General features: G+C 63.3%; 13 protein-coding genes. 2 read left to right on the top strand and 11 right to left on the bottom strand.

Annotated elements, in window-relative coordinates; genetic code table 11:
• Positions 1–10 precede the first annotated feature (10 nt).
• The 11 genes from IEV83_RS01445 to IEV83_RS01395 all read right to left on the bottom strand — a co-directional run bounded on the left by IEV83_RS01445 (position 11) and on the right by IEV83_RS01395 (position 14,012).
• On the bottom strand, positions 11–886 hold the full coding sequence (locus IEV83_RS01445) for a phosphatidate cytidylyltransferase (protein ID WP_181758480.1): 876 nt from the start codon (positions 884–886) through the stop codon (positions 11–13).
• Positions 883–1,647, bottom strand: a complete 765-nt coding sequence (locus IEV83_RS01440; protein WP_181758479.1) for an isoprenyl transferase — start codon at positions 1,645–1,647, stop codon at positions 883–885. Before IEV83_RS01440 ends, IEV83_RS01445 begins: the two co-directional genes overlap by 4 nt.
• 40 nt (positions 1,648–1,687) lie before the next feature.
• On the bottom strand, positions 1,688–2,251 hold the full coding sequence (gene frr, locus IEV83_RS01435; RefSeq protein WP_181758478.1) for a ribosome recycling factor: 564 nt from the start codon (positions 2,249–2,251) through the stop codon (positions 1,688–1,690).
• A gap of 218 nt (positions 2,252–2,469) precedes the next feature.
• Complete coding sequence (gene pyrH / locus IEV83_RS01430) at positions 2,470–3,189, bottom strand: UMP kinase (RefSeq protein ID WP_181758477.1); 720 nt, start codon at positions 3,187–3,189, stop codon at positions 2,470–2,472.
• Positions 3,190–3,399: 210 nt separating this feature from the next.
• Positions 3,400–4,323 (bottom strand): translation elongation factor Ts, encoded by a 924-nt coding sequence (gene tsf / locus IEV83_RS01425; protein ID WP_181758476.1) that lies wholly within the window; start codon positions 4,321–4,323, stop codon positions 3,400–3,402.
• A 135-nt stretch (positions 4,324–4,458) separates the two neighbouring features.
• Positions 4,459–5,265 (bottom strand): 30S ribosomal protein S2, encoded by an 807-nt coding sequence (gene rpsB / locus IEV83_RS01420; RefSeq protein ID WP_181758475.1) that lies wholly within the window; start codon positions 5,263–5,265, stop codon positions 4,459–4,461.
• 237 nt (positions 5,266–5,502) lie between these two features.
• Complete coding sequence (dnaE, locus tag IEV83_RS01415) at positions 5,503–8,943, bottom strand: DNA polymerase III subunit alpha (protein ID WP_181758474.1); 3,441 nt, start codon at positions 8,941–8,943, stop codon at positions 5,503–5,505.
• Positions 8,944–9,378: 435 nt separating this feature from the next.
• Complete coding sequence (locus IEV83_RS01410; RefSeq protein ID WP_181758567.1) at positions 9,379–10,089, bottom strand: ABC transporter ATP-binding protein; 711 nt, start codon at positions 10,087–10,089, stop codon at positions 9,379–9,381.
• A 5-nt stretch (positions 10,090–10,094) separates the two neighbouring features.
• On the bottom strand, positions 10,095–11,384 hold the full coding sequence (locus IEV83_RS01405) for a lipoprotein-releasing ABC transporter permease subunit (RefSeq protein ID WP_244628019.1): 1,290 nt from the start codon (positions 11,382–11,384) through the stop codon (positions 10,095–10,097).
• Between the two features lie 37 nt (positions 11,385–11,421).
• Positions 11,422–12,750: a proline--tRNA ligase gene (gene proS / locus IEV83_RS01400; protein WP_181758565.1), complete on the bottom strand. Its 1,329-nt coding sequence runs from the start codon at positions 12,748–12,750 to the stop codon at positions 11,422–11,424.
• Between the two features lie 248 nt (positions 12,751–12,998).
• Positions 12,999–14,012, bottom strand: a complete 1,014-nt coding sequence (locus tag IEV83_RS01395) for a fatty acid desaturase (protein WP_188478577.1) — start codon at positions 14,010–14,012, stop codon at positions 12,999–13,001.
• Between the two features lie 365 nt (positions 14,013–14,377).
• Between IEV83_RS01395 and IEV83_RS01390 the strand changes: the two genes are divergently transcribed.
• Positions 14,378–14,893 carry a hypothetical protein gene (locus IEV83_RS01390; protein WP_181758472.1) on the top strand — a complete coding sequence of 172 codons (516 nt, stop codon included), beginning with the start codon at positions 14,378–14,380 and terminating at the stop codon, positions 14,891–14,893.
• 4 nt (positions 14,894–14,897) lie between these two features.
• Positions 14,898–17,045, top strand: a complete 2,148-nt coding sequence (locus IEV83_RS20330; RefSeq protein WP_181758471.1) for a putative bifunctional diguanylate cyclase/phosphodiesterase — start codon at positions 14,898–14,900, stop codon at positions 17,043–17,045.
• Positions 17,046–17,086 lie beyond the last annotated feature (41 nt).

Genomic DNA, 17,086 nt, shown 5'->3' with positions numbered 1-17,086 from the left:
CTGTTCCTGGTCAGTATCCCTGGGCGGCCATCAACCGGTAGACCGGATCAACAAGGCTTCCGCTTGCCGTCACCGCGACCAGATAGCCGAGAATTCCGGCCCCGGCGAGCCCATCAAGCCGATCCATGATGCCGCCATGACCGGGAATGAGGTGTCCGGAATCCTTCACCCCGAAGTGGCGCTTGAGAGAGGATTCGAACAAATCGCCGGCTTGCGAGAAGACCGAAAGGATTGCCGCCGCCGGGATCCAGAACAAGGGCGACACCACATGGTCGAGCGCGGAGGCAGCCACCCCGACCGCAATCGCGGCCGCCAAGCCACCGAGCGCGCCGCTCCAGGTCTTCTTCGGTGACACCCTTGGCCACAGCTTCGGTCCGCCGATGGACCGCCCGGCGAAATATGCCGCGATATCGGTTGCCCAGACCACCGCGAAGAGAAAGAGAACCATCGCCAGCCCATGCGAGCCGGCGCGCAGATCGATCAGGACGACACCAAGCAGCCCACCATAGAGCATCCCCGCGGCAAGCCATGTCCACAGCGTCCGGCCCGTCATCACACCGGCGAGCGCGACACCGCCGGCGGTGATCGCCAACACCGGGGTCGCAAGCGCCGCCTGCCCGGTCGCAACCGCCAGAACCAGCGCCGGCAGCACCCCGGCGAGCGTCGCCAGCGCCATGCCGCGCCCTTGGCTGAGAGCTCCAACCATCGCCGCCCATTCCCACACGAGCCACAGGGCGCAGGCACCGACGCCAAGGGCAAAGGCCCAGCCGCCGACATAGGTCCCGGCCAGCGCCAGTGGAGCGAGCACAGCGGCGGACAGGATCCGAAGGGTGAGCTCCGAACGCTTTCGACCGCCGGGTTGCGGCCGCGGATCAGGATCCGTCATCTTGCCACTTTCGCGGAAAGCCCGCCAAATCTGCGATCCCGTTCCGCATAGGCCGCGAAGGCCTCATCGAGCGCATGCTCATCGAAATCGGGCCAGTGAAGGTCCGGGAAATAGAATTCCGCATAGGCCGCCTGCCACAGCAGGAAATTCGACAGGCGCTGCTCACCGCTGGTGCGGATGATCAGGTCCGGATCCGGCAGATCGGCAGTGTCGAGGTTCGCGGAAATCGTCGCTTCATCAATCTCCCCGGGGGACAGCTCGCCAGCGGCGACTCTCACGGCGAGCTTGCGCGTCGCCCGCAGGATCTCGTTACGGGACCCGTAATTGAAAGCGACCACCAGCGTCATGCCGGTGTTGTTCCGCGTCAACTCCTCCGCCTCCAGAATCAGCCCGAGAATCGACGGTTCCAGCCCCTCGCGCTCGCCGATCATCGTGACGCGCACGCCCTGACGGTGGACCTCCGCCAGGTCACGACGCACGAACCGATGAAGCAAGCTCATCAGAAAGCCGACTTCAGCGGCCGGGCGGCTCCAGTTTTCCGAGGAGAAGCTGAACAGGGTGAGGAACTCGACGCCGCGCGCGGCGCTATGACGGACAATCCGGCGCAACGCGGCCACGCCGGCCCGATGCCCCTCCGTGCGTGGCAACCCCCGCTGCACAGCCCACCGGCCGTTGCCGTCCATGATCACGGCGACGTGCCGGGGGACATCCCCCGGCGCCTTGTCCCGCGCGGAGACATTCAGGTCTGCCGTCACCGTCATTCCTTGCTCCCTCATCCGCCGACCAGGCCGCTGCATGCGGCTAGACTTGGGAAATTTCCTGCTCTTTCTTCGCCAGCATGGCGTCAATCTCAACGATCATCTCGTCGGTCATCTTCTGGACGCGCTCGGCGGAGACCCGGCTGTCATCTTCGCTGATGTCCCCGTCCTTCTCCAGCTTCTTCAAGGTGTCCATGCCATCGCGGCGGACATGGCGCACGGCAACCTTCGACTGTTCCGCATATTTATGCGCCAGCTTGATGAGATCCTTACGCCGCTCGGCGTTCAACTCGGGAATCGGCAGCCGCAAGGTAGTGCCGTCCACCACCGGATTGAGGCCGAGATTGGATTCGCGAATGGCCTTTTCTACCGCGGAGACCATCGATTTGTCCCAGACCTGCACGGAGATCATCCGTGGCTCGGGAACGCTGACCGTCGCCACCTGGTTGATCGGCATCGGTGAGCCGTATGCATCTACCGAAACCGCATCCAGCATGTTGGACGAGGCGCGCCCGGTCCGCAGACCGGCCAGATCCGTCTTCAACACGCTGATCGCCCCGTTCATGCGGCGCTCCAGATCCGCGTAGTCGACATCCTGATCCGCCATAGTGACCTCTCCTTTTCCGGTCGGCCCACATGCACAGGACCAACCCCATAAAACAACTGCGTCTTATTTCCATGAGCGGGGGGCGAAAGGCAAGCGCTTCCGCGCCGCTGCAGGCCCAGAGCGACGGCAAACAACCGGAATTCACGGGAAATTCCGAAAAACGCGGAACCGGCGCGGCGGAACATGCCACTGCGCCGGCTCCGCGTCTCACACAATCATCAATCGGAAATGACGGTGTACTTGCCGACACCATTCATCACGTCGACCAGGGCGCCGGGCGTGCGAATGGAAAAGACGATCACGGGGATCGCGTTATCGCGCGCAAGCGCAACCGCGGTCGCATCCATGACCTTCAGATCCCGGCCGAGCATCTCGCCCGGGGTCAGTGTCTCGTAACGCTCCGCGTCCGGCACCTTCTTGGGATCGTCGGAATAGACACCATCGACGCTGGTGCCCTTCAGAAAGGCGTCGCAACGCATTTCGGCCGCGCGCAGGGCCGCGCCGCTGTCGGTGGTGAAGAACGGGTTGCCCGTGCCGCCCGCGAAGACGATCACATCACCGTCTTCCATGTAGCGTTCTGCGCCACGTTGGGTGAAGGTTTCGCAAATCGAGGGAACAGGAACCGCCGAAAGCACGCGGGCCGGCACGCCCAAACGCCGCAAGGCATCGGCAAGTGTCAGCGAATTCATCACCGTCGCCAGCATGCCCATGTGGTCACCGGTCACCCGGTTTCCACCCTTGGCTGCAACCGCGACGCCGCGAAAGATATTGCCGCCACCGACGACCACACCAACCTGCGCCCCGAGGCTGACTGCCTCGGCGACTTCCTTGGCCACCCGGCCGACCGTCTCCGGGTCGATGCCAAAGTCCTGGGAGCCCATCAATGCTTCGCCCGACAGTTTCACAAGCACGCGCCGCCAGCGAAGTTTTCTCGTCATCATCCGTCCCGCCATTGGATGTTTCAGTTTCCGCCGGGTCTGCCCGGCTTCAGATGGCGCTCACCCGCATCTTGTACCACGACACCTGCTGGCTCGCAGAAAAATGCCGCGCGTCCTTTCCCCAAAGGAAAGGCCCGCTCGGCATGGTACATCTTCCAATGAGCGCCGGATAGAAGAAGGGCGCCGGGATCATCCGGCGCCCTACTGAACTTAGCTACCGACCGCCGCCGCGACTTCCGCAGCGAAATCGGCTTCTTCTTTCTCGATCCCCTCACCGAGGGCATAGCGCACAAAACCAACAAGCTTGACCGGGCTACCGAGTTCCTTGGCGAAGGCCTCGACCGCTTCCTCGACCGTCTTGTCCGGATCGACAACAAAAGCCTGCTTCACGAGGGTGACTTCCTCGTAGAACTTGCGCAGACGACCCTCGACCATCTTCTCGACGATGTTTTCCGGCTTACCCGACTCGCGGGCCTGCTCGGCGAAGATCTGACGCTCGCGCTCGACGACATCCGCATCCAGTTCATCGACATTGAGCGCAAGCGGGTTGGTCGCGGCGATGTGCATCGCGATCTTGCGACCGAATGCGGCAACAGCCTCGGCATCGCCCTCGGACTCAAGGCCGACCAGCACGCCGATCTTGCCCATGTTCTCGGCAATCGCGCCGTGAACGTAGGAGGCAACGGCCCCCTTGGAAACGGCCACGGTCGCGATGCGGCGCAGAGACATATTCTCGCCGATGGTCGCGATCGCTTCCTTGATCTCGCCCTCGACGGTCTTGTCGCTGCCCGGGAACGGAGCGGCGGCAAGCGCCTCGACGTCGCCGTTCACCTCAAGCGCCGCCTTCGACACACCCGCGATCAGTGCCTGGAAGGCCTCGTTGCGGGCGACGAAATCGGTTTCGGAGTTCAGCTCGACAACTGCTGCGCTGGCGCCGTTCGAGGCCACGCCAACCAGACCCTCAGCCGCGACGCGGCCAGCCTTCTTGGCGGCCTTGGCCAGGCCCTTGGTCCGCAGCCAGTCCACGGCAGCTTCCATGTCCCCGTCGTTTTCCTTCAGGGCTCCCTTGCAGTCCATCATGCCAGCACCGGTCTTTTCCCGGAGCTCTTTCACCATCGCTGCGGTAATGCTCATAGATCGCCTCGTTGACGGGTGTGCACCCCGGCGAGCTTAGCCGAGGCCCTACATAAGATTAATGACAGGCACCGCCCTTTTCAGGACGGCAGCCGGCGAAACCCGAAGGACCCCGCCGGCATGTAGTCTCGATGATCAGCCGGCCTGAACCTGCGAGGCCTCATCCGCAGCAACTTCCGCCGCCGGCTCGGCATCCAGAGCAGGCTCGATCGGCGCTTCTTCAGCCGCGCCGATATCAAGCCCCATACCGCCCTGGGCACGGGAGATGCCGTCGATCGCGGCACGCGCAATGAGATCACAGTAAAGGGTGATCGCCCGGCCCGCATCGTCGTTGCCCGGAACCGGGAAATCGATACCGTCCGGATCGCAGTTGCTGTCGACAATGGCCGCAACCGGAATACCAAGACGCTTGGCTTCCTGGATCGCAATGGCCTCGCGGTTGGTATCGATCACGAACAGCAGGTCCGGCAGACCGCCCATGTCCTTGATGCCGCCCAGGTTCCGCTCAAGCTTCTCGCGCTCGCGGTCCATGAACAGACGCTCTTTCTTGGTCAGCCCGCCACCTTCGTTGGACAGGGTGGCCTCAAGCTTGCGCAGGCGCTGGATCGACTGGGAAATGGTCTTCCAGTTGGTCAGCATGCCACCGAGCCAGCGGGCATTGACGTGGTACTGGGCCGAACGGCGCGCGCCCTCGGCGACCGGCTCCTGAGCCTGACGCTTGGTGCCGACCAGCAGCACGCGACCGCCAGCGGCAACCGTGTCGGACACGGCCTTCAGCGCCTGATGCATCAGCGGAACGGTCTGGGCAAGGTCGATGATGTGGATGTTGTTGCGCACACCAAAGATGTACGAACCCATCTTCGGGTTCCAGCGGTGCTTCTGGTGACCGAAGTGAACACCGGCCTCCAACAACTGACGCATCGTGAAATCGGGCAGGGCCATGGCCGTGCAACTCCTTGATTTTCCGGTTAAACCTCCGCAGGGCGTGGCGACACTCACATGCCGGCACCGGATGGACCCCGTTTCTCGACGAAAACCAACCCTGCGTGTGGAATGCGCGCGTTATAGTCGCCGCGCCCCGGCAATTCAAGCCCGCCCTGCCCTTCACCCGCGCTTTTGACGCTTTTTTGTCGATGATCCGGCCCGGATCGGCTGCCGCCTCTCCAACAGGAGGTGCTGTCAAGCCATCTCCACCTCGACCACGCCGGGGATTGTCTTCAGCGCGCCGGCGATCTGCGGCGTCAACCGATAGCCACCCGGAAGGCGCACCTCGACCTCGCGGGCGCCGTTGTCCAGCATCACCACCACGCTGACCTCACCGTCCCCCCTTTCAGACAGGTGACGCGACAGGCGCCGCGCCGCCCCCGGATCGCGCAGGAACACCGTCAGGTTTCGCTGCACCCGCTCGGCCGCCTCCTCCAGCGGACGCACCGACTGGATTCGCAGGCTGGGTTCGTCGTCACGCATGTCCGCGCCAACAATCAGGATCACCGACTTTCCCGGCTCCACCGCATCACGGTACTGATGCAGGGTTTCGGAGAACAGCAGCGCCTCATATTGCCCGCTGGGGTCGGACAGACGGACGATCCCCATGCGATTGCCGCTACGGGTCTTACGTTCCTGCCGCGCCAGCACGGTGCCGGCAAGGCGTCCGGCCGTCGCTCCCTGCTTCACCGACACCGCGAAATCGCTCCAGAGTTGCACGCGCATCCGCTCCAATAGTGGCCGGTACGAATCGAGCGGATGTGCCGACAGATAAAAGCCGATCGCCGCCTGCTCCCGCTGCAACTGCTCCTCGGGGAGCCAATTGCCGGCGTCGGGCAGATGCACCTCTTCACCCGCCTCGCCGCCGCCGAACATGTCGTTCTGACCGCTGGCCGCATCCTCATCGGTACGCTGCGCCACGCCGACGATCCTGTCGATTCCCTCACACAGGCGCGCCCGATTCGGCTCCAGCTCATCGAAGGCACCGGCATTGATCAGATTTTCCAGCGTGCGCTTGTTGATCTGGCGGGCGCTGACGCGGCTGGCGAAATCGCCAAGATCCCGGAACGGCCGATCGCCGCGCACCTCGATGATATGCTCCACTGCTTGCTCGCCGACGCCCTTGATCGCGCCCATGGCGTAGCGGATCTTGCCGTCCTCCACCGTGAAATGAACGCCGGAGCGGTTGACCGACGGCGCCAGCACCTTGATGCCCATGCGCTTGGCTTCCTGACAGAAGTCACTCAGCTTGTCGGTGTTGCCCAGATCAAGGGTCATGGAGGCGGCCATGAACTCGACCGGGTGGTTCGCCTTCAGCCAGGCGGTATGATAGGACACCAACGCATAAGCGGCCGCGTGCGACTTGTTGAAGCCGTAGTTGGCAAACTTCGCCACCAGGTCAAAGATCGTGCCGGCCTGCCCCTTGTCGACGCCGCGCTCCACGGCACCATCGACGAAACGGGCCCGCTGGATCTCCATTTCCGAAGCGATCTTCTTGCCCATCGCGCGGCGGAGAAGGTCGGCTTCGCCGAGGGAGTAGCCCGACAGGACCTGGGCGATCTGCATCACCTGCTCCTGGTAGACGATGATGCCGTTGGTTTCCTTCAGGATGTTTTCCAGCAGCGGATGCAGGTAGTCGGCTTCCTGCTCGCCGTGCTTGACGGCGTTGTAGACCGGGATGTTGTCCATCGGGCCGGGACGGTAGAGCGCCACCAGGGCGATGATGTCCTCGAACCGGTCCGGTTTCATGCCGGCGATGGCCCGGCGCATGCCCTGACTTTCAAGCTGGAACACGCCCACCGTCTCGCCGGCGGCCAGCAGGCGATAGGTTGCCGGGTCATCCATCGGCAAACTGGCCATGTCGATGCTTATGCCGCGCAACTCGATCAACTTCACTGCCGTGTCGATCACCGTCAGCGTTTTCAGACCAAGAAAGTCGAACTTCACTAGCCCGGCCTGCTCGACCCACTTCATGTTGAACTGGGCAACCGGCATGTCGGAGCGCGGATCGCGGTAGAGCGGCACCAGTTGCTCAAGCGGGCGGTCGCCAATGACGACACCGGCGGCGTGGGTGGAGGCGTGGCGGTAGAGCCCCTCCAGCTTCTGCGCCATTGCCAGGAGCCGCGCCACGCTCTCCTCCTCGCGCTGTGCCTCCTGAAGGCGCGGCTCGTCGCGGATCGCTTCCTCCAGGGTCACCTGCTGCCCCGGCGCTGCCGGCACCATCTTCGACAATCGGTCGATCTGGCCATAGGGCATCTGCAACACGCGGCCAACATCGCGCAACACGGCGCGGGCCTGGAGCGTTCCGAAGGTGATGATCTGGGCAACCTGCTCGCGGCCATACTTGCCCTGCACATAGCGGATCACCTCCTCCCGCCGGTTCTGGCAGAAGTCGATGTCAAAGTCCGGCATGGACACACGTTCGGGATTAAGAAACCGCTCAAACAGAAGCGCATAACGCATTGGATCGAGATCAGTAATTGTCAGCGACCAGGCAACGAGCGAGCCCGCGCCCGATCCACGCCCCGGGCCAACCGGAATGTTGTGGGCCTTGGCCCATTTGATGAAGTCGGCAACGATCAGGAAGTAGCCCGGGAAGCGCATGCTCTCGATGATGCCGAGCTCATAGTCCAGTCGTTTCCAGTACTCCTCCTCCTCGGTGTCCGGCGCCAGACCATGGGCCTCCAGCCGTGCGGCCAGTCCCTCGCGGGCCTGCCGCACCAGTTCCGCCACCTCGGCGGCGAAAGCGGCCTCCGGGTCGGCGGAAGCACCGGCGAATTGCGGCAAGATCGGCGGATGCTTCAAGGGACGGGCGTGGCAGCGCCGGGCGATCTCCACCGTGTTCGCCACCGCCTCCGGCAGGTCCGCGAACAGTTCGACCATTTCCGCACGAGTCTTGAAGTAGTGCTCGGGCGTCAGACGGCGACGGTCGTCCTCATCAATCACCCGGCCTTCCGAGATACAGATCAGCGCGTCATGGGCTTCGTAATCGTCGCGTGCGGGGAAGAACGCTTCGTTGGTGGCGACCAGCGGTACCTCCGCCGCATAGGCCAGCGCCAGCAACCCGGCTTCACTGGCGACCTCATCGGCCATGCCATGGCGCTGGATCTCGATGTAGAGCCGGTCGCCGAAAGCGGCCTTCATGGTGTCCAGACGGCTGCGCGCCTTGTCGTCATCACCGGCCAGCACCGCCTGCCCCAGAGGCCCCGCCGCCCCGCCGGTCAGCAGGATTACGCCCTCGGATTTCTCGCAAAGGCGGGCAAGGCCAACATGCGCGGCGATCTCCGGATCCGTGTCGAGATAGGCCCGGCTGACAATATCCATCAGGTTGGCATAACCGGCGGCATCAGCGGCAAGCAGAACCACCTCGGCAAGCCTCAGGGTCTCCCGGCCGCGTTTGACGCCGCCATCCTCACAATCGACGAGGATCTGCACGCCGACGATCGGCTGGATGCCCGAACCCCAGGCCTTTTCCGAAAACTCGAGCGCGCCAAACAGATTGGCCGTGTCGGTGATCGCCAGCGCCGGCTGGGCATCCTTCTTCGCCAGGTCGATGAGCCGCCCCAGCGGCAGCGCCCCTTCCAGCAGCGAAAAGGCCGAATGCACGCGCAGGTGAATGAAGCCGGGCTGTTCCATTGAACCGTCTCTTGTCGTTGAAGCGGCGACCCTACACGGTCAAACCGCCCTTCGGCCAAGTTTCCGACGTCGCCCCCCCTGCTGTCGAGCAACCCACGGCGCACGGTCCCCAGACAAACCTGGTTTATCCCCCACCCATCCATCCGTGTCGGCAGCGACCCGCTGCCCATCCACCGATCCTCAGGGGCGCAAGACCTCGGCGATTGCATCGCTCCACAGCAGCATCGTCATGCCGAACAGCGACAGCGAGCCGAGCGCCACCAGATCCCTAACCGTTTCGCGCACCAGATGAAACATGACATTCCCCCGTTGATCGAGCCTGATGGATCTATCATGTTCCCGTTTTGTTCTTTACGCAACCCCACCCTTGCGGGGAGAGCCATCAAGGTTAGCGAAGGGTGAAGAGTGCCTCGTGGGGTCGGCGCCTCGGGACGATCAGATCTCCACGACCTGCCGGTCCCTCAAGGTGATCCGACGGTCCATCTGCGAGGCCAGGTCGAGATTGTGCGTGGCAATCAGCGCGGCCAGACCCGAGGCGCGCACCAGCGCCACCAGGGCATCGAACACATAGGCGGAGGTAACCGGATCGAGGTTCCCCGTCGGCTCGTCAGCCAAAAGGATGCGCGGCGCATTGGCCACCGCGCGGGCGATGGCCACCCGCTGCTGTTCACCGCCGGACAGTTCCGAAGGGCGGTGGTCGGCGCGCGGCCCGAGCCGCATGTAGTCGAGAAGCTGCCGCGCCCGCGCCCGCGCCTCGTCCTTGTCGAGACCGCGAATGAGCTGCGGCATCATCAGGTTTTCCAGCGCGGTGAACTCCGGCAGGAGATGATGAAACTGGTAGACGAAGCCGAGCCGGGTGCGGCGCATCCGCGTGCGCTCGGCATCGTCCATGCTGCCACAGGGCACGCCGTCGATATAGATCTCGCCCTCGTCCGGGCGCTCCAGCAAACCGGCGATATGCAACAGCGTCGACTTGCCAGCCCCCGATGGCGCCACAAGCGCCACCAACTCGCCCGGGTGAAGCGCGAGATTGGCGTTGTTGAGGATATCGAGCCGTCCGGCCCCCTCGCGAAAGCCCCGGCTGATCCCTGCCAGCATCAAGGGTAGCGGTGCGGTCTCTCCGGCCATGGTGGTTGCGTCGTCCATCATCGTCATTCGTACCGCAGCGCCTCGACCGGATCGAGCCGGGCCGCGCGCCAGGCCGGATAGAGCGTCGCCAGAAGCGACAGGACCATGGCCATGATGACCACGGCAGCGGTTTCGCCACTGTCCATATCCGCCGGCAGACGGCTCAGGAAATAAAGCTCCGGCGAGAACAGTTCGGTCCGCGTCAGCCAGGAGATGCCCTGACGGATCGGCTCGATATTGAGGCAGACGACAAAGCCGAGGATGAACCCGGCCAGCGTTCCGACCACGCCGATGCTGGCCCCGGTGATGACGAAGACCCGCAGCACCGCGCCTCGGGTTGCCCCCATGGTACGCAGGATGGCGATATCCCGCCCCTTGTCCTTCACCAGCATGGTCATGCCGGAAATGATATTGAGCGCGGCGACGATGACGATCAGCATCAGGATCAGGAACATCACGTTACGCTCCACCTCCAGGGCGGAGAAAAACGTGACATTGCGCGTGCGCCAGTCGGTGACATAGGTCGGACGCCCGGCCCCCTCCTCCACCAGCGGCTTCAGCCGGCCGACCTCGTCGGGGTCTTCGGTGAACACCTCAATGCCGGTGACGATGCCCTCCTGGTTGAAGTAGCGCTGCGCCTCGGCCAGCGGCATGAAGGCAATGGTGCCGTCATATTCGGACATGCCGATTTCAAACACGGCAACCACCGGATAGCCCTTCACCCGTGGCGTGACCCCCATCGGCGTGACATTGCCGCGCGGACTGACCAAGGTCACCGTATCGCCGACACTGACGCCGAGCTGCTGGGCCATCCGGGTGCCGATGGCGATACCGGTGCCTTCGTCGAACTTATCGAGCGTCCCGGTCATGACGGTATTGGCGACCAGAGGCTGACGCATCAGGTCACCCTCGCGCACGCCGCGCACCAGAGCGCCAAACGCGCCCGAAGGACCGGAGACCAGGGTCTGCCCCTCCACGAACGGCAAGGTGAAGGTGATGCCGTCGAGATTCTCCAGACGCGCGGCCACCGCGTCATAGTCGTCAAGCTCGCTGCCGATCGGCTGCACCAGCAGATGACCGTTGATGCCGAGGATCTTGGACAACAACTCGCCGCGAAAGCCGTTCATTACCGCCATGACGATGATCAGGGTCGCCACCCCCAGCATGATGCCGAGGAAGGAGAAACCCGCGATCACCGAAATGAAGGTCTCCCGCCGGCGCGAGCGCAGGTAGCGCCCGGCAAGCATCCATTCGAACCCGGCGAACATGCGCGTATCGCCGGATGGTCGGGAAGCCTTGACGCCTATTTTCATACCTGTCTCTTGCCTTGCATGGGGCGAACGGCCCGTCTCAGGAGGACAGCTCGCCAATCAAGCGATTGACCGCTTCTTGCGGCGAAAGCGTGGCGCGTTCCCCGCTTGCCCGTGCCTTCACCTCGACCACACCGTCCTTCAGCCCGCGCGGGCCGACGATCAGCTGATACGGCAGGCCGATCAGATCCATGGTCGCGAACTTCGCGCCGGCCCGGCTGTCGACATCGTCGACAAGCACGTCGAGACCGGCTTTTGCCAGTTGAGCTTCGAGATCGGCGCAGGCGGCATCCGTGGCCGCATCGCCCGGCTTCAGATTGATGATGCCCACATGGAACGGCGCGACCGATGCCGGCCAGACGATGCCATCGTCATCGTGATGCGCCTCGATGATCGCACCGAGCAGGCGGGACACGCCGACACCATAGGAGCCCATGTGCACCGGCACTTCGGCGCCATCCGGGCCGGTCACCTTGGCATTCATCGGTTCGGAATACTTGGTGCCGAAATAGAAGATATGGCCAACCTCGATGCCGCGCGCGGACATGCGCTCCGCTTCCGGAACCGCCTCGAAGGCGGCCGTATCGTGCATCTCGTCGGTGGCAGCGTAAGGGGTTGTCCAGTCGGTGATGACCGGGCTCAGATCGGCGGTGAAATCCGTGTCCTCGCCGGGAATCGGCAGATCGAGGATCGCCTTGTCGCAGAACACCTCGCTCTCGCCGGTGGAGGCGAGAATGATGAACTCGTGGCTCATGTCGCCGCCGATCGGGCCCGTATCCGCGCGCATCGGAATCGCCTTCAGCCCCATGCGGGCGAAGGTGCGAAGATAGGCGACGAACATACGGTTGTAGGCGTGGCGCGCGCTTTCCTTGTCCAGATCGAAGGAATAGGCATCCTTCATCAGGAACTCGCGGCCGCGCATCACGCCGAAGCGCGGACGCACCTCGTCGCGGAACTTCCACTGAATGTGATAGAGGTTGAGCGGCAGATCGCGGTAGCTCTTCACCGACGCGCGGAAGATGTCGGTCACCATCTCCTCGTTGGTCGGGCCAAACAGCATCTCGCGCTCGTGGCGGTCGGTGATGCGCAGCATTTCCTTGCCATAGGCATCGTAGCGCCCGCTCTCGCGCCACAGATCGGCGGGCTGCACGGTCGGCATCAACAGTTCCTGCGCCCCGGCCCGGTTCTGCTCCTCTCGCACGATCTGCTCGATCTTGCGCAAGACCCTGAGCCCCATCGGCAACCAGGCATAGATACCCGCCGTCTCCTGACGGATCATGCCGGCGCGCAGCATCAGCCGGTGCGACACGATCTCCGCCTCTTTCGGCGTTTCCTTGAGAATGGGGAGGAAGTAGCGGGACAGATGCATAGGGTGCGTCACTCGGTTGTCGCGCGCGGGAGAAAGCGGCGGGGTCTTGGTCGGCGCAGATTCCCCGCGCGGGGAATCTCAGGCTTCGGCAGTCAAAGCGCATCAGCCCTCAAAACACAAGCCCCGCCACGCGGCTACCCCATGGTGACCCCGGCTTTCGGCAGCGTTCCGGAAAAGCGCTGGCCGGCAAGGCGCAGGCGACCAATGGCGCGCGCCGGCTGTCCGCCTCCTCGCGGGCATGGCGACGGTCAACTTGCGCGCGGGCAACGCACGCTCTGGTCCTGTTGCTGCAGAGGGTTGCGGCGGGAGGTGAGAAAGTCGCCGCGAACATGCGCCCACCAATAACCAAGATAGGAGCGTTCCGCCCGGCTGTTGAACACCTCCGGCGCCCCGGCGGTCAGACGCGGCAGCCGCGTCCAGGCCACGTTGGGGAAGGTATGATGCTCGTTGTGATAGCCGGTGTTGAACAGAAACCGGTTGATCCAGCCATAGGTGGACCGGGTCGGCACCTGATCATTGTCGCCGGGATGCTCACTCAACGACTGCCCCAAATTGCTGATTCCGCATTTGCCGAGGAAGATCGACAGCGCCCAGTTGTGGTAGAGCCAGCCATAGAAGCCGAACAGCCAGAACAGCAGCGCGTTCACCGCCAGCGACCAGCCAATGAACAGGCGCGTCTGCCAGACCGGCGCCGAGGTTGCCTGAATGTGCCGCTGCCAATCCTTCGCCACCCGCCCGGTCAGGCGCTGATACAGCCGGGGAAAGATCTCGTCGCTGATGATGAAGCCGAACGGCAAGAGGTGAACGACCAGCGTGGCGATGGTCAGCACGCGCTGCAATCGGGGACGGCCCTCAATCAGCATCTCCCGCGCCTTGAAGGCGCAAAGATCCTCATGCTCATAGTCCCGCTCATAATCGCCGATATACGGATGGTGGCTCGACAGATGTTCGTGCTGATAGGTCAGTTGCTTGGCAAAGGAGCCGAGAATCGTCTCCAATCCGAGATCGAAGGCAAGCTTCGCCCTCTCCCCGCGAAAAATCAGCCGGTGCGCCGTCTCATGCACCAGGGCCCCGGCCGCATGGATCACGAACTGACCGACAAGAAAGGCAGCAAGAAAAACAACCAGAAGATTGCTTTGCGAAACGGCTGCGGCGACCGACCAATGCAAGCCAAGCAGCACGGGCAGAGCAAGAACGGTCCGCCAGTCCGGGCCGGCCAGCGCCCGCAGCTGCGGATGAGCAGCCAGAGCTTCCTTGCGCATCTGCAGGTGGCGCCGGGATTGCGGCGATATCCCATCCCGGCGGGGGGATGCAGCACTCTCCGCATTCAGTTCCAAGTGATCAGCCATGCAAGATATCCGTTTCAGGGGTGGCAGGACCCTAGTCGATGCTGCATCGACAGAAAAGCACCAGCCACCGACTGTGAGCGCCCGTCGCCCCGAGAGCCCGGGCGCCGCACTTCAGCGACATCTCGCACCTGCACAAACCAAAGAAATCACCTCCACTTCATGATTAAACTTTTAGAAAATACCGAAGAGAACAAACCTGTACATTTCCCTGAGCGCACGCTTCTTAAATCTTCCTTCACAGAATAATATCAGAATATTATTAAATACTGGAGCGTTTAATGAAGGTAGTGATTCTATCTTTGGTTGCAGCAGCACTTTCTCCACTGCCCGCCCAGAGTCAGAGTCTGGACGAGAATGTGACGAGCTTGCATGCGCGCGCGGCCGGATCCGACCTTGAGGCACTCCAGCGAGACGTGACGGACCTTGCCGCCCTGGCCCGTCGCCATGTTCAGGCCGTCGGTCTGGAAGCCGCGTTGGCAGACTTTGGTGCAGCGCCCTGGAAACGAGATGCCAACGGTCTGCACCTTTGGGGGGTGACCACTGATGGCCTCAGCTGGTTCGACGCCGGACATCCCGATCTGGTCGGAGCCAACGTCAACAACATAACCGACATTGAGGGACGCTTCTGGGCCTCACTTGCGAAACAGTCGGCGGACGGCACCGGCGAGGCAGTGTTTTCGCTGCTGTTTCTTCATCCCAGGACAGGACGCTCGGCCCGCGGGCTGCATACCTGCTTCTTCCTTCAAGACGGGCAGCGCATTCTGTGCGCTGGCGCCTTCCAAGATGATTACTGACGCCTTGATCCAACGCATCAGACTGGCCAATTGGCCCATTCTCCTGAAGGTGATGGCCGCCCCGCTGGCGACGCTCGGCTTCCTCGCGCTCCTTTCCGTCCACGGCTGGCAGACGCTCAAGACCCAGCGCGCGGTGCTCACCGCCGGCTACGAGGAGTTCGCTCCCGTCCTGGCCCATGCCTATGAAATACCGCAGTCCCTCGCACGGATCGATGCCCACCTTTACCGGCTCTCGGTCTGGAGCCAGATTGGCGTCAAGGGTGCGGAGCTGGAACGAACCCTGAAATCCATCAACGAAGAGCTCAGGCAGGCCGATGGCGGCATCCAGATGCTCGAATCCGCCGGTGTCGCTGGAACAAGCCGATTGCGAGATGCCTTCAACGCCTACAGGGACAACACCTCACAGGTGATGCTGCTCATCTTGCGCAACGCCACGCTCGGTGCCGTTGCCGCGCGCGGCGGAGATGCCATCTTCAGCCGGGTGGAATCGCTGGCACATCAGGCTGCGGCCAATGCGTCTCAGCATTTTCAACAAAGGGCCAACGGCGCCAGCCGCGACGCGCGGGAAATGGCGCGCAAGTTCATCTGGCAATCGCTTCTCGCCGGCGCCCTCGCCGTCCTTGCCAGCTATCTCGCGTCCCGAGCGATCATCCACCCGATCCGGGAACTGGTCCAAACCATCAATCGCCTGCTTCATGGCAAGCTCAAGGGAGAGGTGCCCTACAGCGGGCGCTCGGACGAGATCGGCAGTATTTCAATGTCGGTTCGAGAGCTTCAACGGGTGTTGATCGAGAACCGGAAGCTGGAGGAGGAGCGCGAGGAAAAACGGGTAAAACTGGAGTATCTGGCCCTGCATGACGGCCTGACCGACCTCGCCAATCGCAAGGCCTTCGACCTGTTCCTTGAAGGGGCGATCCGTGCCCCGCACACGGAAAAGGACAATCTGATCTGCCTCTTGATCGACCTGGACAGTTTCAAGCCGATCAACGACACCTATGGCCACGAGGCCGGGGACGCGGTGCTGAGGGAGTTGGCGCGACGCTTTTCGCTGCTGGCGCGCCCCACCGACATGGTCGCGCGGATCGGCGGCGACGAATTCGGCATCGCCATCACCTCCGATGACCGACCGCTCGATGCGGCCTCAATCGCCACACGGTTTCTCGATGCCACCCGCGACCCGATCGACCATGACGGCAAGGTCCTGCGTGTCGGGGCCAGTGTCGGCGCCGTGCGGCTGAGCGACATCGACGGAGATGGGGAAGCGCTGATGGCGGCGGCGGATCAGGCGATGTACGCGGCCAAGCAGGACAAGCGCCCCTCCTTTTCGGTCTTCACCCGGAACACGACACCGGAGCGGGTCGGGGTGCATGACCGGGAGGAACTGGAAGAGGCCCTGCGCAGCGGCGCCTTCGTGCCCTACTACCAGCCAAAGATCGACCTGCGCAGCAAGACCCATGCAGGATTCGAGGCGTTGGCCCGCTGGCACCACCCAACCAAGGGTGTTCTGACACCGGAGGATTTCCTTCCCCGAATCAGCCGCTTCGGCCTTCAGGGCGACTTCACCGGAGCCATCACCACCCAGGTCCTTGCCGACCTCGGCGGCTTCCTGCAACAGGGGCTCGATCCTGGCGGCGTGGCGATCAACATCGAGGAAGCGACCCTTGCCAGCCACAGCGGGCTCGACGATCTGTGCCAGCTGATCGAGAGCGTGCCGCATCTGGCGCCCTTGATCACCCTGGAGATCACCGAGGACGTCTTCATTGCCCGGGCGGCCGAGATGATCCGGCAGAACGTGGAAACGCTTGCAGCCATGGGGGTTCGCATTTCCATGGATGACTTCGGCACCGGTTACGGTTCGTTCCAGCATCTGCGGCAGTTCACCTTCCACGAGATGAAGATCGACACCGAGTTTGTCGCAGGCATCGGCAAGGACCGCTCCTCCGAGGTCATCATCGAAGGCTTTCTGTCGATCGCCAACGGCCTCGGCGCCGACGTCGTCGCGGAAGGCATCGAGACCGAGGCTCAGGAGCGTTACATGCGTCAGCGCGGTTGCCATTTCGGGCAAGGGTACCGCTTCGGCGCTCCGATGCCACGGGCAACGGCGGAGATCTATCTGCGCGATGACAAGGCGGCGCGGCAAGCTTCGTCTTGAAGGCCCTCCGCCGGCAACGGGCCCTGTTCATCGGCGCCGCG

It is taken from the genome of Stappia taiwanensis, from assembly GCF_014635285.1.
Taxonomy (GTDB): Bacteria; Pseudomonadota; Alphaproteobacteria; order Rhizobiales; family Stappiaceae; genus Stappia; species Stappia taiwanensis.
Note: the sequence above shows the minus strand (reverse complement) of the source record. Positions and strands in the feature narration are given on the sequence as shown.